Source organism: Niveibacterium sp. 24ML, assembly GCF_026586805.1.
Taxonomy (GTDB): Bacteria; Pseudomonadota; Gammaproteobacteria; order Burkholderiales; family Rhodocyclaceae; genus Niveibacterium.
Genome location: NZ_JAPFHA010000005.1, coordinates 60,829 through 79,397, shown reverse-complemented (window position 1 = coordinate 79,397; position 18,569 = coordinate 60,829). Strand labels below are relative to the sequence as shown.

General features: G+C 67.0%; 18 protein-coding genes. 10 read left to right on the top strand and 8 right to left on the bottom strand.

The window, feature by feature from the left end; translation table 11 throughout:
* Positions 1-33: 33 nt before the first annotated feature.
* From uvrA to OPU71_RS05985, 3 genes are all read right to left on the bottom strand, one after another.
* Positions 34-5,778: an excinuclease ABC subunit UvrA gene (uvrA, locus tag OPU71_RS05995; protein ID WP_267726158.1), complete on the bottom strand. Its 5,745-nt coding sequence runs from the start codon at positions 5,776-5,778 to the stop codon at positions 34-36.
* Between the two features lie 119 nt (positions 5,779-5,897).
* Complete coding sequence (gene blaOXA / locus OPU71_RS05990; RefSeq protein WP_267726155.1) at positions 5,898-6,716, bottom strand: class D beta-lactamase; 819 nt, start codon at positions 6,714-6,716, stop codon at positions 5,898-5,900.
* A gap of 151 nt (positions 6,717-6,867) precedes the next feature.
* A complete protein-coding gene (locus OPU71_RS05985) occupies positions 6,868-7,719 on the bottom strand; it encodes a PEP-CTERM sorting domain-containing protein (RefSeq protein WP_267726153.1) in 852 nt (283 codons plus the stop codon).
* A gap of 336 nt (positions 7,720-8,055) precedes the next feature.
* Here OPU71_RS05985 and OPU71_RS05980 point away from each other — a divergent pair, with 336 nt between their 5' ends.
* Genes OPU71_RS05980 through OPU71_RS05965 form a run of 4 tightly spaced genes read left to right on the top strand, consistent with a single transcriptional unit; the run spans position 8,056 to position 10,494 of the window.
* The gene (locus OPU71_RS05980) at positions 8,056-8,367 is read left to right on the top strand and encodes a (2Fe-2S) ferredoxin domain-containing protein (RefSeq protein WP_267726150.1); all 312 of its coding nucleotides are present in this window, start codon (positions 8,056-8,058) and stop codon (positions 8,365-8,367) included.
* 52 nt (positions 8,368-8,419) lie between these two features.
* Complete coding sequence (locus OPU71_RS05975) at positions 8,420-9,064, top strand: alpha/beta hydrolase (RefSeq protein WP_267726147.1); 645 nt, start codon at positions 8,420-8,422, stop codon at positions 9,062-9,064.
* Positions 9,065-9,086: 22 nt separating this feature from the next.
* The gene (locus OPU71_RS05970) at positions 9,087-9,695 is read left to right on the top strand and encodes a glutathione S-transferase (RefSeq protein WP_267726145.1); all 609 of its coding nucleotides are present in this window, start codon (positions 9,087-9,089) and stop codon (positions 9,693-9,695) included.
* Positions 9,696-9,705: 10 nt separating this feature from the next.
* Positions 9,706-10,494: a hypothetical protein gene (locus tag OPU71_RS05965; protein WP_267726143.1), complete on the top strand. Its 789-nt coding sequence runs from the start codon at positions 9,706-9,708 to the stop codon at positions 10,492-10,494.
* On the opposite strand, the gene OPU71_RS05960 is transcribed toward OPU71_RS05965, so the two are convergent.
* Positions 10,481-11,701, bottom strand: coding sequence for an HD-GYP domain-containing protein (locus OPU71_RS05960; RefSeq protein ID WP_267726140.1), 1,221 nt, complete (start codon positions 11,699-11,701; stop codon positions 10,481-10,483). The genes OPU71_RS05965 and OPU71_RS05960 overlap by 14 nt on opposite strands.
* Before the next feature lie 156 nt (positions 11,702-11,857).
* Between OPU71_RS05960 and OPU71_RS05955 the strand changes: the two genes are divergently transcribed.
* Positions 11,858-12,472, top strand: a complete 615-nt coding sequence (locus tag OPU71_RS05955; RefSeq protein ID WP_267726138.1) for an HD-GYP domain-containing protein — start codon at positions 11,858-11,860, stop codon at positions 12,470-12,472.
* Here OPU71_RS05955 and OPU71_RS21325 read toward each other — a convergent pair whose 3' ends face one another.
* Positions 12,473-12,664, bottom strand: coding sequence for an oxidoreductase-like domain-containing protein (locus OPU71_RS21325; RefSeq protein ID WP_420712363.1), 192 nt, complete (start codon positions 12,662-12,664; stop codon positions 12,473-12,475).
* A 105-nt stretch (positions 12,665-12,769) separates the two neighbouring features.
* Here OPU71_RS21325 and OPU71_RS05950 point away from each other — a divergent pair, with 105 nt between their 5' ends.
* Together OPU71_RS05950 and OPU71_RS05945 are read left to right on the top strand one after the other, a co-directional pair.
* Positions 12,770-13,138 carry a cupin domain-containing protein gene (locus OPU71_RS05950; protein ID WP_267726136.1) on the top strand — a complete coding sequence of 123 codons (369 nt, stop codon included), beginning with the start codon at positions 12,770-12,772 and terminating at the stop codon, positions 13,136-13,138.
* Between the two features lie 23 nt (positions 13,139-13,161).
* On the top strand, positions 13,162-14,160 hold the full coding sequence (locus tag OPU71_RS05945) for a 2-hydroxyacid dehydrogenase (protein ID WP_267726134.1): 999 nt from the start codon (positions 13,162-13,164) through the stop codon (positions 14,158-14,160).
* 3 nt (positions 14,161-14,163) lie between these two features.
* Here the strand turns inward: OPU71_RS05945 and OPU71_RS05940 are convergent, their stop codons facing one another.
* Positions 14,164-14,892: a substrate-binding periplasmic protein gene (locus OPU71_RS05940; protein WP_267726132.1), complete on the bottom strand. Its 729-nt coding sequence runs from the start codon at positions 14,890-14,892 to the stop codon at positions 14,164-14,166.
* Entirely contained in the window at positions 14,889-15,215 is a 327-nt protein-coding gene (locus OPU71_RS05935) for a DUF1840 domain-containing protein (protein ID WP_267726130.1), read from the bottom strand. Before OPU71_RS05935 ends, OPU71_RS05940 begins: the two co-directional genes overlap by 4 nt.
* Positions 15,216-15,306: 91 nt before the next feature.
* On the opposite strand from OPU71_RS05935, the gene can reads away from it, so the two are divergent.
* Positions 15,307-15,948, top strand: coding sequence for a carbonate dehydratase (gene can / locus OPU71_RS05930; RefSeq protein ID WP_267726128.1), 642 nt, complete (start codon positions 15,307-15,309; stop codon positions 15,946-15,948).
* 70 nt (positions 15,949-16,018) lie between these two features.
* Here can and OPU71_RS05925 read toward each other — a convergent pair whose 3' ends face one another.
* Positions 16,019-16,276, bottom strand: a complete 258-nt coding sequence (locus OPU71_RS05925) for a hypothetical protein (protein WP_267726126.1) — start codon at positions 16,274-16,276, stop codon at positions 16,019-16,021.
* Positions 16,277-16,501: 225 nt separating this feature from the next.
* Here OPU71_RS05925 and OPU71_RS05920 point away from each other — a divergent pair, with 225 nt between their 5' ends.
* Entirely contained in the window at positions 16,502-17,233 is a 732-nt protein-coding gene (locus OPU71_RS05920; protein ID WP_267726124.1) for a response regulator, read from the top strand.
* The gene (locus OPU71_RS05915; RefSeq protein ID WP_267726122.1) at positions 17,230-18,567 is read left to right on the top strand and encodes an ATP-binding protein; all 1,338 of its coding nucleotides are present in this window, start codon (positions 17,230-17,232) and stop codon (positions 18,565-18,567) included. The genes OPU71_RS05920 and OPU71_RS05915 overlap by 4 nt, the downstream gene beginning before the upstream one ends.
* Positions 18,568-18,569: the final 2 nt, after the last annotated feature.

Genomic DNA, 18,569 nt, shown 5'->3' with positions numbered 1-18,569 from the left:
ACGTCGGCGGGGTTTCCCATCGCTCAGCCCAACCTACGCTTCTCGTACCCGTGAGGCGAGGAACCCCTTCAACGCCTTCCCCGTATGCGTCTTCGCCTTAACGCATTTCGCCACCGGCCCGGCGAAGACGATTTCGCCGCCGCCGTCGCCGCCTTCGGGGCCTAGATCCACGATCCAGTCGGCTTCGGCCATGACGTCGAGGTCGTGTTCGATGACGAGCACGGTGTTGCCGGCGTCGACGAGGCGGTGGAGGACGTGGATGAGCTTTTCGACGTCGGCCATGTGCAGGCCGACGGTGGGTTCGTCGAGCACGTAGAGGGTGTGCGGCGTTTTGGCGCGGGCGCGCGCGGCGGGGTCGGTCTTGACCTTGACCAGTTCGGTGACGAGCTTGATGCGCTGCGCCTCGCCGCCTGAGAGCGTGGGTGAGGGTTGGCCGAGGGTGAGGTAGCCGAGGCCGACGTCCTGCAGGAGTTTGAGCGGGTGCTGGATCGTCGGGTGGGCGGCGAAGAAGTCGACCGCTTCGTCGATCTCCATCGCCAGCACGTCGGCAATGCTCTTGCCGCGCCAGGTGGCGGTGAGGGTGTCGGTGTTGAAGCGCGCGCCGTTGCAGACGTCGCAGGGCACTTTCACATCCGGCAGGAAGCTCATTTCGACGGTGCGCTGGCCCTGGCCGTCGCAGGCATCGCAGCGGCCGCCGGCGGTGTTGAAGGAGAAGCGGCCCGGTGCCCAGCCGCGCAGGCGCGCGGTTTCGCTGTCCGCGTAGAGCTTGCGGATAGCGTCCCAGAAGCCGATGTAGGTGGCCGGGCAGGAGCGCGGCGTCTTTCCGATGGGGGTCTGGTCGACTTCGAGCACGCGGCCGACCGGCTGCCAGCCGATGATGGCCTCGCAGCCTTCCAGCACCACCTTCGCGCCCTTGGTGCGGCTGTTGAAGGCCTGCGTGGCCACGAGGCGGCGCAGGTTCTTGTGCAGCACGTCGCGCGCGAGCGTGGACTTGCCCGAGCCCGACACGCCGGTGACGACGATGAGGCGGCCGAGCGGGATCTGCGCGGTGACGTTCTTGAGATTGTGCAGCGCTGCGCCTTCGACGGTGACCATGGGCGTCTCGGCATCGACTACCCGCGCCGGTTGCAGCGGGTGTGCGAGTGGCGCGCGCAGCGTGCGGCCGGTGACCGATTCGGGCACCGCCATCAGCGCCGCCGCGTCGCCCTCTGCAACGATGTTGCCGCCGCGGGTGCCGGCGCCAGGGCCCATGTCGATGACATGGTGGGCGCGGCGGATGGTCTCTTCGTCGTGCTCGACGACGACCACGGTGTTGCCCTTGGCTTCGAGCGCGTGCAGCGTGTCGAGCAGCATGGCGTTGTCGCGCGGGTGCAGGCCGATCGAGGGTTCGTCGAGCACGTAGCAGACGCCGCGCAGGTTGGTGCCCAGCTGCGAGGCGAGGCGGATGCGCTGCGCCTCGCCGCCGGAGAGCGTGGGCGCGGCGCGGTCCAGCGCGAGGTAGCCGAGGCCCACGTCTTTCAGGAAGGCGAGGCGTGACTTGAGTTCGCTGACGATGTCGCGGCCGATTTCGGCCTCGCGGCCCGCGAGTTTGAGCGTGCCGACCCAGTCCGCCAGCCCCTCGACCGACAGGTGCGCATAGTCCGCAATGCTGTTGTCGCGGTAGCGCACCGCGAGCGCGGTGGGGTTGAGGCGCGCGCCTTCGCAGGCGGCGCATTCGGTTTCGGGCTCGACCTCTTCGTCTTCGCCCGCTTCGCCTTCGTAGCGCAGGCCGGTGAATTCGGCCGCGGTGGCGTCGCCCTCGGGGTCGCGCATGGCGTCGCGCAGCCACTTGGGCAGCGTGTGGCCGGTGCCCATGCAGTCAGGGCACCAGCCGTGCTTGGAGTTGTACGAGAACAGGCGCGGGTCGAGTTCCGGGAAGCTGGTGCCGCAAGACGGGCACGCGCGCTTGGTGGAGAACACGACGACCTGTTCGTCGTGGATGAGGTGCAGCACGCCCTTGCCGAACTCCAGCGCTTTGGCGAGCGCTTCGCGCAGCTCGGGCTCGTTGCGGGCGCCGACTTTCAGCGTGGCGACCGGCAGTTCGATGATGTGTTCCTTGAAGCGGTCCAGCCGCGGCCAGGGCTTGGTAGGCAGCAAGTCGCCATCCACCCGCAGCTGGCCGTAGCCCTTGCTGGCGGCCCACTTCGCGAGGTCGGTGTAGAGGCCCTTGCGGTTGATGACCAGCGGCGCGGCCAGCGTGACCTCGCGGCCCTTGTAATCGCGCAGCAGGCGCGCGGCGATGGCGTCGGGCGATTGCGGCTCGATCGCGCAGTCGCAATCCGGGCAATGCTGGGTGCCCAGCTTCACGAACATCAGGCGCAGGAAGTGGTGGATTTCGGTGAGCGTGCCCACCGTGCTCTTGCGCCCGCCACGGCTGGTTCGCTGCTCGATCGCCACCGTGGGCGGAATGCCGTAGATCGCGTCGACGTCCGGTTTTGAGGCCGGCTGCACGAACTGCCGCGCGTAGGCGTTGAGCGATTCGAGGTAGCGGCGCTGGCCTTCGGCGAAGACGATGTCGAAGGCCAGCGTGGATTTGCCCGAACCCGACACGCCGGTAACCACAGTAAAGCGGCGGTGCGGAATCTCGACCGAGACGTTCTTCAGGTTGTGCTCGCGCGCACGCTCCACACCAATCGCGTCGCGCCGCGCAGGGACGTACTGCGCTCGGGGCTCGGCGGCGAGCAATGCTTCACCACGAAGGCACGAAGGGCCGCCAAGGGCCACAAAGGAACTACCCGGCTTTTCTTCGTGGCCCTTAGTGGCTCTTTGGGCCTTTGTGGTGAACCCCGCCGGCGCAGCAATGCGCGCGCGGTAGTCGGCAAGCGCGCGGCCGGTGTGGGTGTCGGCATCGAGCAACGCCGCCGAGCTGCCTTCGAACACGATGGCACCGCCGCCGTCGCCGCCCTCGGGGCCGAGGTCCACCACCCAGTCGGCGGCGGCGATCACGTCGAGGTTGTGCTCGATGACCAGCACCGAGTGGCCGGCATCGACGAGCTTGGAGAGCGCGCGCAGCAGCTTGGCGACGTCGTCGAAGTGCAGGCCGGTGGTCGGCTCATCGAACAGGAAAAGTAGATGTTCCTTGGGTGCCGCCTTCTTCGCCTTGCTGCCCTTGCGGTGCAGCGCCTCGGCGGTTTGCGCGAGGTGACCGGCGAGCTTGAGGCGCTGCGCCTCGCCGCCGGAGAGCGTGGGCACCGGCTGGCCGAGCGTGAGGTAATCCAGCCCCACGTCGACCAACGGCTGCAGCGCGCGCGCCAGCTCGGCGTCTTTCGAGAAGAAGTCCAGCGCTTCGGCCACGGTCATGTCGAGCACGTCGGCGATCGAGCGGCCTTCGAGCTTCACCTCCATGACCTCGGCACGGAAGCGGCGGCCGTCGCAGTCCGGGCAGCGGATGTAGACGTCGGAGAGGAACTGCATCTCGACATGCTCGAAGCCGTTGCCGCCGCAGGTGGGGCAGCGGCCGTCGCCGGCGTTGAAGGAGAAAGTGCCCGCTGTGTAGCCGCGCTGTGCGGCTTCGGGCAGCGCGGCGTAGCGCTTGCGGATGCTGTCGAAGGCGCCGACATAGCTGGCCGGGTTGGAGCGCGTGGTCTTGCCGATCTGCGTTTGATCGACCATCACCACGCCGGTGATTTCGTCCAGCCCGTCGATCGCGTCGAAGGCGCCGGGCGCCTCGCTGGCCTGGCCGAAGTGCTTCTGCAGCGCCGGGTAGAGCACGTCCTGGATCAGCGTGGACTTGCCGGAACCTGACACGCCGGTGACCGCGACGAAGCGGTGCAGCGGCAGCGCGAGATCGACGCCGCGCAGGTTGTTGGCGCGCGCACCGCGCAAGGTGAGGCGCGGCGTCCACTCGGCCACTTCGCGCGGCGCGAGGCCCGCATCGACGCGGCGGTGGCCGCCGAGGTACTGGGCAGTGAGCGTGTCGGTACGGGCACGGAGTTCGTCCGGTGTGCCCCAGAACACGATCTCGCCGCCCTGCTTGCCGGGGCCGGGGCCGATGTCGAGGATGCGGTCGGCGGCGAACATCACCGCCGGGTCATGCTCGACCACGATCAGCGAGTTGCCGGCGTCGCGCAGGCGGTGCATGACGCCGTTGATGCGGTCCATGTCGCGCGGGTGCAGGCCGATCGACGGCTCGTCGAGCACGAAGAGCGTATTCACCAGCGAGGTGCCCAGCGCGGTGGTGAGGTTGATGCGCTGCACCTCGCCGCCGGAGAGCGTGCGGCTCTGGCGATCCAGCGTGAGGTAGGAGAGCCCGACATCGCAGAGGAAGCCGAGGCGGCTGCGGATTTCGCCCAGCAGCTGCTCGGTGGCCTGGTCGAGGTTGCCGGGAAGCGCGAGGGTGTCGAAAAACTGCTTGGCACGCGCGATCGGCAGCTGCATCACGTCCTGCACATTGAGGCCGGGCAGCGTGTCGAACACCTCGGCGCGCATCGCCACCCCGTGCGGGCGGAAGCGGTGCAGGTTAGGTGCCAGCGCACGGTCCGCGTCTTCGCGGGTGCCGACACGCCACAGCAGCGGCTCGGTCTTGAGCCGCGCGCCGTCGCACACGGTGCAGGGCGTGTAGGCGCGGTAGCGCGACAGCAGCACCCGGATGTGCATCTTGTAGGCCTTGGTCTCCAGCCAGTCGAAGAAGTGGCGCACGCCGTACCACTTGCCGGGCCAGGACTTGTCCCAATTCACCCAACCCTCGTCGCCCTCGAAGACCCAGCGGCGGTGTTCCTCGGGCAGGTCGCGCCAGGGGATGTCCATCGCCACGCCATGCTTCTTGGCGAACTTGGCGAGGTCGGTCTGGCATTCCTTGTAGCTCTCGGTCTGCCAGGGCTTGATCGCGCCGTCGGCGAGGCTCTTTGACTCGTCGGGGATGATCAGGCCGGGGTCGATGCCGATGACGCGGCCGAAACCGCGGCAGGCCTCGCAGGCGCCGACCGCGCTGTTGAAGGAGAAATGCGCCGGTGTGGGGTCGGCGTAGTGGATGTCGCACTCGGCGCAGTGCAGGTCGCTGGAGAACTTCCACACCGGCTTGCTCGCATCCGCGACGACCTCGCCGCCGACATGCACCTCGACACGGCCGTTCGCCAGCCGCAGCGCCGCCTCCAGCGCCTCGGCCAGACGCGCGGGTTCGGCGTTGGAAAAACGGAAGCGGTCGACCACGACCGCCATCGTGCGCTCGCCCACCGGCTGCATCCGCGCGTAGCCCTGCGCTTCGAGCGCGGCGCGGATCTCGGCCTCGCTGAAGTTGGCGGGAATCGCCACCGGCGCGACCAGCGCGAGGCGCGGGTCCTCGTCTTTGGTGCGCTCGGTGAGCGCCGCCGCGATGGTCTCGGCGCTATCGCGCTTCACCGGCGCGCCGCAGCGCTTGCAATGCAGGTGGCCGCAGCGCGCGAACAGCAGTTTCAGGTGGTCGTTCAGCTCGGTCATCGTGCCGACCGTGGAGCGCGAGGTGCGCACCGGGTTGGTCTGGTCGATGGCGATGGCGGGCGGCACGCCGTCGATGCGATCGACCTGCGGCTTGTCCATGCGGTCAAGGAACTGCCGCGCGTAGGGCGAGAAGGTCTCGACGTAACGGCGCTGGCCCTCGGCGTAGAGCGTGTCGAACACCAGCGAACTCTTGCCCGAGCCGGAGGGCCCGGTCACCACGATCAGCTCGCCGGTCGGGAGGTCGATGTCCAGATTCTTCAGGTTGTTCTGGCGCGCACCACGGATCTGGATGGTGTTGGCGGAATCGGGGGCCTGGCGTGTCATGGTGGAGCCTTCTTGGTCTTTGCCGCCGCGGATGGCGATGGCTGTTCGAGCGGGTCCGGTGCACTTGGTTCGCGCGCCGGACTCGACACTGTACAAAACACCAGCCCCGAATGCGAGCCTCAGTTGCTGCGTGCCGGCAGGTAGCCAAGTTCGTTCAGCACGGCGCGGGCAATTTTCTCGCGCAGCGGGGCCTGCTCCATACCCTTGGGCATGTCCATGTTCAGCGCGAAGTAGACCTTGCCGGCGGGCCGTTCGAGCCAGCCGACGAACCAGCCGATTGGCGGCTTCGCGTCGTCGGCCCAGCCGGTCTTGTAGAACAGGCGCAGGCCGTCGGCCTCTTCGCGCAGCATGATGCGGCGGGCGATTGCGGTGGTGCGCGGCGAGAGCGGCAAGGCGCCCTCGTTGAAACGGCGCAGGAATTCGATCTGCTCGACCGCCGAGATCCGCAGATCGCCATCGAGCCAGAAGCTGTCGAGCTTGGGCGTGGGCCGCGCATTGCCGTAGCGGAAGGCCCACAGGTATTGCTGCATCGCCGGCGCGCCGACCTTGCGGGCGATCTCCTGGTAAGTCCACACCGCCGAAACCTGGAAGGCGGACTGCAGCGTCTGGTCCTGGTTCCAGGCGTCAAGGAAGCGGCGCTTGCCGTCCCACTTGAACACCGCCTGCTCGTCGGCCACGACGCCGCTTTCGAGCGCGATCAGGGTGTTGGGGATCTTGAAGGTGGAGGCCGGCAGGTAGCGGGCGTAGGCGCGGGCCGAATCGGATGCGGCCCAGGCGCCGCTGGCATCGTCGAACACGACGATGGTGCCGACCAGGCCGGCCTGTTTGAAGTGGCGATTCAGCGCGGTATGCGCTTGCCAGGTTTCTGTCGCACTCACAGGTGACACGAGCAGCCACAGCAAGGCAAGGAGCGCAATTCGGGCGTTGAGGAATGTCATGCCGGAACGTCTGCGAAGTGTTGGTTCAAGGATATCAGCTGCGCCTGGTACGCCTTCCCCTGGCTCGCCCGCTGCGCGCCAAAGCAAACGGCCCCGCGAAGCGGGGCCGTTTTGTCACTTTGGGCGAATGGCGCCTGCGCGCCAATGCCGTTTAGCGACGGCGCATGCGGCTCAGACCAGCAAGCCCGAGCAGCACCAGCCCCAGGGATGCCGGTTCCGGCACGTCGTTGCCCGTGGCGGCGTCACAAATGATTTCCTGCAGACGGGTCTGGACATCGACACCCTGCAGACCAGCAAGGTAGGCGCCACCGGTGTTGCCGTAGGTATCGCCATTACCCGGGTTACCGCCCACGGCCATGGCCTTGAACAGGTTGGGAACGCCGGGATACGGGTCATCGGTCACCCAGGAGAACAGCAGCACGCTCTCGTTGATCGCCGCTTCGTTCGCTGCCTTCGCTGCGACGAAATCAAGGGCGTTTACCGGTTCCCCGTTCTCTGTGCCTTCGTCACCGATGGTCACGATTGCGTGGTAGTTCTTCTGGCCGGCAGCTGCATCGGAGCCCCAATCGAAGTACTTCACGAGATCAACAACGGCCCAGCCGTTGTCTTCGGTGTTGTTGGTGATCGGTGAACCGCCCTTGGCGAGCACGTAGTTGCGCACGGACTCGTTGAACAACGAACCCGATGTGCCGCTGATGCCCATGAAACGCGCACGGACGTAGCAGTCGGTCATCGGGCACTGGAGGTTCTTGACGGCGGTGTTTGCCGCAGCGCCAATGGCGGCGATGTCGTCGATCATCGAGCCGGAGGTGTCGATGGCAAATACGATGTCAACGATCGAGGTGGCCGAAGCCTTATCGACTGCGTCGCCGCCGATGATCAGACCTGCTTGAGCAGGAATTGCCAGCGCCGCAAAACCAATCGCGGCAAGTGAATTACGGATGAAGCGGTTCATCAAAGACTCCACAGTTTCAAGTTTTGGGGGAACGTAGCGGTAGGCCAAAACGCTGCCGCGAGGACACAAGCAGGTTGTGGGCCATAGGCGATAAAGCTCGTGAAATCGAGGGCTTGACGCATTCAATCAGAATGCCAAATGGCTGGATGTAAAACGAGCCGACGCCGACTCCCTCTTGGGTAGACGAGTGCCCCTGCGCAGCGAAAGCGGGCCTCGCGAGCCGCGAGTTGCGTGAGATACGCGCGCTTGCTCGGGCACGCTGCACGCGCATGGATTAGCATCCGGGTTCGTTATCGTCTTCGGCGGGCAGTTCGACCGCTGCAGCTTCGCAACGCATCCAGGAATCGCGCGGTCACCGGCCGCCTCTCTTTCGAGATCTCTTCAATGAGTTACTTCAAGCACCATGTTTTCTTTTGCTGCAACCAGCGCCCGGAGGGCGAATCCTGCTGTGCCGACCACGGCGCGGCTGAACTGCAGGCCTATGCGAAAGACCGCATAAAGGCGCTCAAGCTCAGCGGGCCGGGCAAGGTGCGGATGAACAAGGCCGGTTGTCTTGATCGCTGCGACGAAGGCCCGGTGCTGGTGGTGTACCCCGAGGGCACCTGGTACACCTACGTCGACAAGAGCGACATCGACGAGATCGTCGATTCGCACATCGTCGGCGGCAAGGTCGTCGAACGGCTCAAGCTGAAATGACAGCCCGCATGCTCACGCGCTTTGCGGCCCGGCGCACGCAGGAGGCCCAGGCATGAGGAAGGCGCTGCCGACCGAGAAGATCTTCGTCGATGGGCCGGTCGGGCCGATCGAGGTGCTGCGCGATACGCCCGAAGGCGCGCACGGGCTGGCGATCGTTGCCCACCCGCATCCGCTGTTTGGTGGCACCAACACCAACAAGGTGGCCCACACGCTGGCACGCACGATGCGCGATCTGGGCTACTGCACGCTGCGGCCGAACTTTCGCGGCGTGGGTGGCACGGCCGGGACGCACGATCATGGCGACGGCGAGTCCACCGACGTGCTGGCCCTGATCGATTGGGCGCAAGCGAACTATGGCGACGGGCCGCTGGTGCTGGCCGGTTTTTCCTTCGGTGCGTTTGTGCAGACTCGGGTCGCCAAGCGCCTCGCCGAGGCCGGGCGGCCGGTGAAGCGGCTGGTGCTGGTGGGCACGGCATCGGGCTTCATCGACGGCGCGCGCACCTACGACACCGAAGCAGTCACGCCCGACGCCATCGTGATCCACGGCAACCGCGACGAAACGGTACCGCTGGAAAACGTGCTTGCCTGGGCGCAACCGCTTGAAGTGCCGGTCGTCGTGATACCGGGCGCGGATCATTTCTTCCACGCCCGCCTGCACATCCTGCGCGACATCATCGTGCGCGCCTGGCGCGAATAGCGCCGCTTCTGGAGACTGCACCATGCAACTGATTGCTTCGCTGACCAGCCCCTACGCCCGCAAGATCCGCGTCCTGCTGCTGGAAAAGGGCCTGCCCTTCGCCATGATTGCCGACAATCCGCATGAGCCTGACAGCGCGGTGAGCAAGGTGAATCCGCTTGGCAAGGTGCCCGCGCTGCTCGCCGACGACGGCCGCTGCTGGTTCGATTCGCCGGTCATCGCAGAGTACCTCGAAACCCTCTCGGCGAGCCCCTACTTCCTGCCCTCGGACCGCCTTGGCGCTGTGGAGGTGAAGCAGATCGAAGCGCTCGCCGACGGTGTGCTCGATGCCGGCGTGCTGGTGCTGCTCGAAGGCCGCCGGCCGGCCGCGCAGCAAAGCGAAGCCTGGTGCGCGCGGCACTGGGGCAAGGTGGAAGCAGGGCTTGCCGCGCTCGAAGCCCGCGTTGCAGGGCGCGAGTGGTTCGTTGGCGGCAACATCACGCTGGCGGATATCGCGGTGGGCTGCATGTGGGGCTGGCTGGACTTCCGCTTCCCTAAAGCCGGGGTCAAGCAGAAGTACCCGGCGCTGGCCACGTGGGGCGACAAGATCCTTGCCCGCCCCAGCTTCGTCCAGACGCACCCGCCGGCCTGATGCTACAGCCATGAGCGGCTTGCTGCTGCTCAAGCTCACGCTGGTGCCGCTGCTGATCGGCGCTGTCACCGAAGCCGGGCGACGCTGGGGTGCGGGGCTCGCCGGTTTTCTTGCCGGCTTGCCGATCATCGTCGGCCCGATCCTGGGCCTGCTGGCCTGGGAACAAGGCAAGGGCTTCGCCGCCGACGCGGCAATCGGCGCCCTCGCCGCGGTACCCGCCTCAACGGCCTTTGCGCTCGCCTACGCGCGCACCGCCGTGCGGCATGACTGGCCCCTCGCCCAGGCAGTTGCGATGCTCAGCTGGGCGGCCGCCGCCGCGCTGGTACTGCTGATCAAACCCGGTGACGGACTCGCACTGCTGCTCGGGCTCGCGGCGGTGATCGCCTTGCCAAGCCTGTTCCCGCACGGCGCGGCAAATGCCAGCAAACCGGGCCAGCCGATGCTGGCCTGGCGGATGCTGGCGGGCGCTCTGCTCACGCTCGGCATCACCCTTGCCGCATCAAGCCTGGGCCCCTTGGTCAGCGGGCTGCTCGCGCTCTTCCCGGTGATGATGAGCGTGATGGCAATCGCCTCGCAGCGCCGCGAAGGCGCGCTGTTTGCCGCACGCCTGCTCGAAGGCATGGTGCGCGGCATGATTTCGGTGGTGGCCTTCTGCGCCACGCTCGCGCTGCTGCTGCCGCACCTTGGGGCGGTGGGCGCCTTCACGCTCGCGACGATCGCATCGGTGCTCGCGCATCTTGGCCGCGCGCAGTATTCGCGCTGGCGCCTTGCCGCGCGGGCAGCCTTCAACCAGGGCTGAGCGCGTCGCCGCGTGCGACGTCCAGGCTCTCGGCGTCAAGCATCGCAAGCACGCTCCCATCGAGCAGACCCCTGGCCTGCAGGCGTTGCAACTCGGCCATCACCGCTGCGTCGGGCATCGAGGCGCGGTAGGGCCGCGTCTGCACCAGCGCCTGGCAGATGTCGGCCACCGCGATGATGCGGGCGGGCAGTGGTAGCTGGCTGCCGCTCAGGTGGAAGGGGTAGCCGCTGCCGTCGAGCTTTTCGTGGTGGCTGGCGGCCCACAGCGCGATTTCGTCGAGCCCGCGTATCCACAGCAGGATCTGGTAGGTCTCGAAGCTGTGCCGCATCATCGACGCACGCTGCGCGTCGTCGAGTGGTGCGGGCTTTTCGAGCACATCGTCGGGCACCCGCAGCTTGCCCAGGTCGTGCAGCAGCGCGGCCACTTCGATCCGCGCGCAGGTGTCGTCATCCAGCCCCGCGCGCCGCGCCAGATGCAGGGCCAACCGTGCAACCCCCAGCGAATGTTCGCGCGTGAAGGGGCTCTTGGCATCGACGATCTGCGCAAACATCAGCGCAAGGCTGCGCAGGGCGGGCAGGTCGAGTTCGGCCTGCAGGCCGCTTTCGGCTGCGCGGTGGAGGTAGCGCCACAGGTAGCGGCGCTCAAGGTAGAGCCAGAAGGATTCGCGCCGCGATGCGGCCATGAAGGCATCCACCAGTTCGGGGCAGAAACGGCCGCCGGCGTCTGCGGCAATCCGCGCGCGGCCGGCTTCCTTGCGCAGCAGGTAGTCCGGCTCGCCGTAGAAGGGCGCGGTCAGCGCATCGACGCGGTCGACCAGGAAGATCAGGTTGGCGTCGCGCGCCACCGCCGGGTCCAGCCCCGCCGGCATCGCGGCCCAATGCGTGTGGTGCCAGCGCACGATCGGCGCCAGCTCGGCCAGCTGCGGCACCGTGGCGAGCAAGGCCTCGCCGCGCAGGCAGTGGGCTTGCGAGCCGCTCCAGTCGAATTCACCGACCAGGTGCTCGTGCACCCGCGTCGAGGACACGCCGCAGTCGTGCAGCATGCCGGCGTGCAGCAGGCGCGCCCGGTGTTCGGCCGGGTAGCCCATCTCGGCGGCGCATTCAACCGCCATCACGGCAACCCGCTTGCCGTGCAGGTCGTCGTCAACGCCTACCAGATCCACAGCGTCGGACAAGGCAAACACCATGTCCGCAAGCAGTACCTTCATGTTGGCTCCTTCGCGCAATCGCACCGAGCACCACCACTCCGAGTTGCGATTACAGCACGTTGGCATGGCGCCGGTACCACGGAAATCAAGCCCGGCGGTGATGGCGGGCCGCGCGGGGTGTAATCTCCCCACTACAACGACTCGAACCCCCCGACGATGTCTGCGAATCGACGCCCCCACGATCCGATATCCCTGCGCGTTGCGCGCACGCTGGCCACCGCGTTGGGCGAGCGCGACGAAGGCACCCGCGCGCATTGCGAACGGGTTGTCGGCCTGGCCGACGCGCTTGGCCTTGCCTGCGGGCTGACACAGCGCGAACTGAAGGTGCTGCGAATGGCCGCCTGCCTGCACGATATCGGCAAGCTGGGCGTGCCGGATGAGGTGCTGCACAACCCGGGCCCACTCGATGCCGAGGGCTGGGCGGTGATGCGGACCCATCCTGAGCGCGGCCAACGGATACTGGCCACGCTAGGCCTGGATCAGGCGGACCAGGTGGGCCTGGCAATCCGCCATCACCACGAGCAGTTCGATGGCGCCGGCTACCCGGACGGCCTGGCCGGCGAATCGATCCCGATCATCGCGCGGATCATCGCCCTGGCCGACAGCTACGACGCGATCGCCACTCGGCGGGTGTACCGCGACGCCCGCCCCCACGAACACACGATGGAAACGCTTGAAGCCGAGCGGGGCCGCAAGCTCGACCCCTGGCTGTTCGACCGCTTCACCGGCCTGATCGAATGCAGCCCGCTACGCGCCACGCAGGCCGGCTGATCAGGGAAAGCGACCATCTGCCGGATGGCGCGCCCGCCAGGCGGCAAATTGCCGCTCGAACTCAGCCCTTGCGGCGTTGTAGCGCGTCCAGACACACTGCTCGCCACAGTTGCTTTCGCAACACTCACCGTCGTGGGGCGGTTCGGGGGCTTCGGGGGCGGGGTCGAAAGGGTCTTCGTCGTGCGGGCGCATTGAATTGAATGAAGTCAGGCTGGCGCGATGCTAGCGCAGCCATCGGCTTGCCGCCCGCCGAGTTCGATGCCAGTCTTGTCACCAAACCTTTCCAGGCAATCCGCCATGTCAGCCCTGATCCACTTTTCCGACTCTCTCCCGGCGCCCAGCCCGGACCGCCCGCGCCCGGATCGCCTGATCCACGGCAACCCGGCGCGCCTGACCTGGACGCTGCACGAGAGCGCCGACGGCCTCACCAGCGCCGGCATCTGGGCCTGCGAACCGGGCGCCTGGCGAATCGCCTTCGCCGCCGGCAAGGAGGAATACTTCCATGTGCTCGAAGGCCGCCTGCGCATTGCCGACACCGCCGGCCACACCCGCGAATACGGCCCCGGCGACGCCGGCCTCATCCCCGCCGGTTTTGAAGGCAGCTTTGAGGTGATCGAAGCCGTGCGCAAACACTTCGTCGTGATCGACCGCGACGCCCGCCCCTGATTGAACCCACACCCGGAGCCACCATGCGAATCGCCGTATTTGACACCCATCCCTACGATGAACGCGCGCTGAACGAAGCCAATGCCGCTGGCGCGCATGAGCTGGAGTTCTTCGAAGAGCGCCTGCACAGCAAGACGGCGGATCTGGCGCATGGGTTTGACGCGGTCTGCCCCTTCATCAACTGCCGCCTGACCGACAAGGTGCTCACCAAGCTGGCCGGCTTTGGCGTGAAGCTGGTGGCGCTGCGCGCGGCCGGTTTCAACGGCATCGACATCGCGGCCGCGGCGCGGCTGGGGATCAAGGTGGTGCGGGTGCCGGCGTACTCGCCCGAGGCGGTGGCCGAGCACAACTTTGCGCTGCTGCTGACGCTGATCCGCAAGACGCACCGCGCCTACAACCGGGTGCGCGACCAGAACTTCTCGCTCGACGGGCTGGAGGGCTTCAACCTGCATGGCCGCACTTACGGCGCGCTGGGCGCCGGCCGTATCGGGCAGGCCGCGTTGCGCATCGCCAAGGGCTTCGGCTGCAAGCTGCTGGCCTACGACCCCTACGAAAACCCGGCGGCGGCGGCCGAGGTGGGCTTCGAGTATGCCTCGCTTGATCGCGTGCTGGCCGAAGCGGACATCCTCTCGTTGCACCTGCCGCTGAGCGAGCAGAGCCATCACCTGATCAATGCGGAATCGATCGCGAAGATGAAGCGTGGCGTGGTGATTGCCAACACCAGCCGCGGCGGGCTGATCGACACCCAGGCGCTGATCGACGGGCTCAAGTCCGGGCAGGTTGGCGGCGTCGGGCTGGATGTGTACGAGCAGGAGGAAGGCGTGTTCTTCCACGACCTCTCTGACCAGCCGCTGCAAGACGACACGCTGGCGCGGTTGATGACCTTCCCGAACGTGCTGATCACCTCGCACCAGGGCTTCCTGACGCGCGAGGCGCTGGTCGCGATCGCCACGACGACCTTGCAGAACGTGAGCGCTTTCGAAGCGGGCGCAGCCCTGGTCAACGAAGTGCTGGCCGGCTGAGGCTCAACGATACGAGCGGGCGATGGCGGAGAACTCGTCGTTCGCCGCCAGCTCGCGCAGCGCTTGTTCCAGGCGCGGCAACAGGTGGGCGTTGGGCGAGGCACGGGCGAACACGACAAAGGTGGGCAAACCACTGATCCGGTAGCTGGCCTTGGGGAAGCGCTGGCCCATCTCGCGCATCAGCCAGTCGGCCTCGGCTTCGGGGATCACCACGGCATCAACGCGCCCGGCCTGCAGCTTCTTCAGCGCGATCGCATAGGTGTCCGACACATCCTTGTTCAGAAGCGCGTCGTGATCGAACTGGGGCGAGTAGGACTTCCCGCGTTCGACGCCGATCGTCAGACGCTGAAGATCAGCGTACTGCTCGACCGACAGCGGCACGCCACTGCGCAGCAGGATGCGCTTGTCGACCGGCGGCAGACTGGGCGAGAGGTAATGCAGGAAGGCTTCACGATCAGGTGTTTGCAGCAAGCCGATCATCAAGTCGGCCTCGCCCGCCCGCATCATCGCCAAGGCCCGCGCAGAAGGCACTTCAACAAAGCGCACACGGTAGCCCGCCCGCCTTGCGAGCGCACGCGCCAGGTCGAAGTAGATCCCGCCAGGCTCACTGGCGCCGAAGATACGGAAGGGTGGCGCATGGTCACCGACAACCGTAAGCAGCGCCTGCGCCTCACCCGCACGCGCGCTGCAGACACCCAGGGCCAGTAGCAGGCCCAGAAAAGCGTGCTTCACTCCCAGATGACCGGCTGTTCCTCCTTGAGCGAGTACTCCATCAACTCGATCAAGGGCGCAGCGCGCTGCCACAGCGCAACCGGGCCGCCCATGCCGCGCGGGGCGTCGGCGGGGTCGGCCTCCTCATCATCCAGCGGCGCACGCGCCTTGTCGGCGGCCGCGGCCTGGCGCAAGGCGGCAATCGCGGCAGGAAGCTGCGCCACGGTGACGATGCCCCGCGCATCGAGCGGATCCTTGCCGATCAGTTCGAGCATTGCCTGCGCGACCTTGCCAAACATGATGACGTCGCCTGCCGCGCGTGATTTGAAGGTGATGATTCCCATGGTGTCCCCCAAGCAGTGTTGCGATTGTAGCGGTACAGGCAAGCCGCCCGGCAGCAGGTAAAATCCGCGCTCCCCCCGCACTGGCGTATCAATGATGAAACGACTCGATCAACTACTCGAACGCAATCAGGAATGGGCGCGCGGCATGATCGCCACCGACGCCGAGTATTTCTCCCGCCTGGTTGCCCAGCAGAACCCCGAGTACCTCTGGATTGGCTGTTCCGACAGTCGGGTGCCCGCAAACCAGATCGTGAATCTGGCACCGGGCGAAGTGTTCGTCCACCGCAACGTCGCCAATCTGGTCGTCCATACCGACCTGAACTGCCTCTCGGTGCTCCAGTATGCGGTGGATGTGCTGCGGGTGAAGCACATTCTGGTAGTGGGTCACTATGGTTGCGGCGGCGTCAAGGCGTCACTGGCCGACCTGCGCCTGGGCCTGGTGGATAACTGGCTGCGGCATGTTCAGGATGTGCGCGACAAACACCGCGCCCAGCTTGAGACGATTGAAGACGAAAAGCTGAAAGTCGATCGCCTGTGCGAGCTGAACGTGGTCGAGCAGGTGGTGAACATCGCGCAAACCACGGTGATGAAGGACGCCTGGCAACGCGGCCAGCAGATCAGCGTGCACGGCTGGTGCTACGGGCTGCAGGACGGCCTGGTGCGCGATCTTGACATGAGCATCGGCCGCGAGCGCGACCTGCGCGACGCTTACACCGCCGCGGTCGAACGATGAAAAGAATGCCGCGGCCAGCCTTTGTGAGGCCGCCGCGGCGCAAGACCCTACAAGCCGGCAGGCGCCGCGGCTAGCCGCGACACGGCGTGGCGGACGCTGCGGCCGGCCTGGCGGCGGCAAGCGGCGCCGGGGGCGTGGCGCTCGGCGCTTTGGCTTTCGCCTGCAAGGCCTTGCGGTGCCCGATCACGACAATCTTTCCGCTCGGGATACTGGCGCTGAACGCGGGTTTCTGCGGCGGGGCCTGCTTGGCCTCGTGCGCCTGCGCGGCGCCGAAGCAGAGCGTTGCGGCCGTCAGCAGGGCGGCTTTCTGCAGAATGGTCTGTGGCATGTCTTCCTCGTCTCTCTGAGCGCCCGGAACCGGCAGGCGTCGGATGCGCTGCAGCTTGGCGCCAGCGTCGGGCAAGGCAGCACACGGCGGCATTAGAGGGCCCGCGCATGGCAGGCAGATTTCGCTCACCCGGCGCCGTGTATCTTTCTGTATCGCCTCATGCGCGCGACACCAAGCGATACCGGGTTCGCCCAAACGGGGGGTCGATGGCGGTATAAATGCAGCATGGACACTCTGCCGCACATCCTCATCGTCGACGACGACCGCGAGATCCGCGCCCTGCTCGCCGCCTATCTTGGCCGCAACGAATGCCGCGTCAGCCTGGCAGGCGAAGGTCGCCAGATGCGCGAAGTCATGGCCGCATCGCGAATCGATCTGGTGGTACTCGATCTGATGATGCCCGGCGAAGACGGCCTCTCGCTGTGCCGCTCACTGCGGGGCGCCGGTGACCGCACCCCGGTGATCATGCTGACCGCGCGCGGCGAACCGGTGGACCGCATCCTCGGCCTTGAAATGGGTGCCGACGACTACCTGCCCAAACCCTTCGAGCCGCGCGAACTGCTCGCCCGCATCCGCAGCGTGCTGCGCCGTGCGCAATCGCTGCCCGCCAACCTGAGCAGCCCGCCGGCGCGCAACTTCCGCTTCGAAGGCTGGGTGCTGACGGTTGAAACGCGCGAGTTGCGCACGCCGGACGGCGTGCTGGTGCCCCTCTCCGGCGCCGAGTTCCGCCTGCTCAACGCCTTTCTCACCCACCCGGGCCGCGTGCTCAACCGCGATCAACTGATGGATCTGACCAAGGGCCGCGACGCCGACCCCTTCGATCGCTCGATCGACCTGCAGGTCAGCCGCCTGCGCACCCGTCTCGGCGAGGACGCCCGCAGCCCGCGCCTGATCAAGACCGTGCGCAGCGAAGGCTATGTGTTCGCGGTGCCGGTCGATAGCGAGCCCGCGGCATGAAGCTCAAGCCACGCCTGGTGCCGCGCTCGCTCGCGGTACGCATCTTCTTCCTGATGGTGGGCGGCATTGTCGCGGCCACCTTCCTGTCACGCTGGGTGATGGAGCAGCTCTACACCAGCGAACTGGAACAGCTCGGCCGCAGTTCGGCGGTTGAACGCATCAGCGACGTGGTACGGGTGCTCGACACCCTGCCGCCCGAGGCGCGCCCCAGCGCAGCGGCGGCGATCAGCTTCGAGCGGCTGGCCGTGAGCTTCCCTGAATCCGTGGGCGCCGGTAGCGAGATCGATGCGGCACTCAGCGACAAGCTCGCTCGCGGCATCCGGCGCGCGCCCGGCAAGGTCAGGCTCGAAGCCCTGCCGCCACATCCGTGCACGCCCGAGGCCAACCCGGACTGTGAAAACCTCGCCAAGCGCTTCGCCGCAGAGCTCAAGCTGGCCGACGGCCAGCCGGTGCGGGTGGAATACACCACCCGCTGGATCAAACTGGGCGACGCCGAGTGGGTACCCTGGGTGATCGGCATCGGCATGCTGGTGCTGCTGGCCTGGCTGTCGGTGCGGATCGCCACCCGGCCCCTGCGCGCGCTCGCCGAACACGCCACCGGGCTGGGCCGCGATCTGCAGCGCGCACCGCTCGACGAACACGGGCCGACCGAAGTGCAGCATGCCGCGCACGCGTTCAATGCCATGCAGGCGCAGATCCGCCGTCAGATCGATGAACGCACCCAGATGCTGGCCGCGATTGCGCATGACCTGAAGACCCCGCTCACCCGCATGCGCCTGCGCCTTGAGCTGGTCGACGATGAAGCCCTGCGCGGCAAGCTGGGGGAAGACCTCGCCGCGATGCAGACCCTGATCGACGAGGGCCTGGACTTCGCACGCAGCCTCGATGCCCAGGAGCAGGCACAACGGATCGATCTATCGGCCCTGCTCGAAACCCTGTGCGACGACGCGCGCGAGACCGGCCAGCAAGTGGACTTCAAGGGCTGGACCGGCATCATCGTGCCCGCACGCGCCAACGCCTTGCGGCGCGTCTTCCTCAACCTGATCGACAACGCAGTCAAGTACGGCGGCAGCGCAACCGTTCAGGTCAGTCGTGAGCAAGCGGACGTGGTGGTGAGGGTGCGCGACCACGGCCCCGGCATTCCGCCAGATCAACTCGAGAACGTGCTCAAGCCCTACTTCCGCCTGGAAAATTCACGCTCGCGCGAAACCGGCGGCACCGGCCTGGGGCTGGCCATCGCGGCCAACCTGGTCAGCGCCCAGGCTGGCCAACTGCGCCTGCGAAACCACCCGCAAGGCGGCCTCGAAGCCGAAGTGCGGGTGGGCGGCGCCTGAGC

What these genes read in the sequence shown, in the direction of transcription:
- can (WP_267726128.1), top strand. Translation starts at nt 15,307, where the DNA reads ATGATGAAACGACTCGATCAACTACTCGAACGCAATCAGGAATGGGCG.
- OPU71_RS05975 (WP_267726147.1), top strand. Translation starts at nt 8,420, where the DNA reads ATGAGGAAGGCGCTGCCGACCGAGAAGATCTTCGTCGATGGGCCGGTC.
- OPU71_RS05935 (WP_267726130.1), bottom strand. Translation starts at nt 15,215, where the DNA reads ATGGGAATCATCACCTTCAAATCACGCGCGGCAGGCGACGTCATCATG.
- OPU71_RS05950 (WP_267726136.1), top strand. Translation starts at nt 12,770, where the DNA reads ATGTCAGCCCTGATCCACTTTTCCGACTCTCTCCCGGCGCCCAGCCCG.
- uvrA (WP_267726158.1), bottom strand. Translation starts at nt 5,778, where the DNA reads ATGACACGCCAGGCCCCCGATTCCGCCAACACCATCCAGATCCGTGGT.
- OPU71_RS05965 (WP_267726143.1), top strand. Translation starts at nt 9,706, where the DNA reads ATGAGCGGCTTGCTGCTGCTCAAGCTCACGCTGGTGCCGCTGCTGATC.
- OPU71_RS05960 (WP_267726140.1), bottom strand. Translation starts at nt 11,701, where the DNA reads ATGAAGGTACTGCTTGCGGACATGGTGTTTGCCTTGTCCGACGCTGTG.
- OPU71_RS05980 (WP_267726150.1), top strand. Translation starts at nt 8,056, where the DNA reads ATGAGTTACTTCAAGCACCATGTTTTCTTTTGCTGCAACCAGCGCCCG.
- OPU71_RS05945 (WP_267726134.1), top strand. Translation starts at nt 13,162, where the DNA reads ATGCGAATCGCCGTATTTGACACCCATCCCTACGATGAACGCGCGCTG.
- OPU71_RS05920 (WP_267726124.1), top strand. Translation starts at nt 16,502, where the DNA reads ATGGACACTCTGCCGCACATCCTCATCGTCGACGACGACCGCGAGATC.
- blaOXA (WP_267726155.1), bottom strand. Translation starts at nt 6,716, where the DNA reads ATGACATTCCTCAACGCCCGAATTGCGCTCCTTGCCTTGCTGTGGCTG.
- OPU71_RS05970 (WP_267726145.1), top strand. Translation starts at nt 9,087, where the DNA reads ATGCAACTGATTGCTTCGCTGACCAGCCCCTACGCCCGCAAGATCCGC.
- OPU71_RS05955 (WP_267726138.1), top strand. Translation starts at nt 11,858, where the DNA reads ATGTCTGCGAATCGACGCCCCCACGATCCGATATCCCTGCGCGTTGCG.
- OPU71_RS05915 (WP_267726122.1), top strand. Translation starts at nt 17,230, where the DNA reads ATGAAGCTCAAGCCACGCCTGGTGCCGCGCTCGCTCGCGGTACGCATC.
- OPU71_RS21325 (WP_420712363.1), bottom strand. Translation starts at nt 12,664, where the DNA reads ATGCGCCCGCACGACGAAGACCCTTTCGACCCCGCCCCCGAAGCCCCC.
- OPU71_RS05925 (WP_267726126.1), bottom strand. Translation starts at nt 16,276, where the DNA reads ATGCCACAGACCATTCTGCAGAAAGCCGCCCTGCTGACGGCCGCAACG.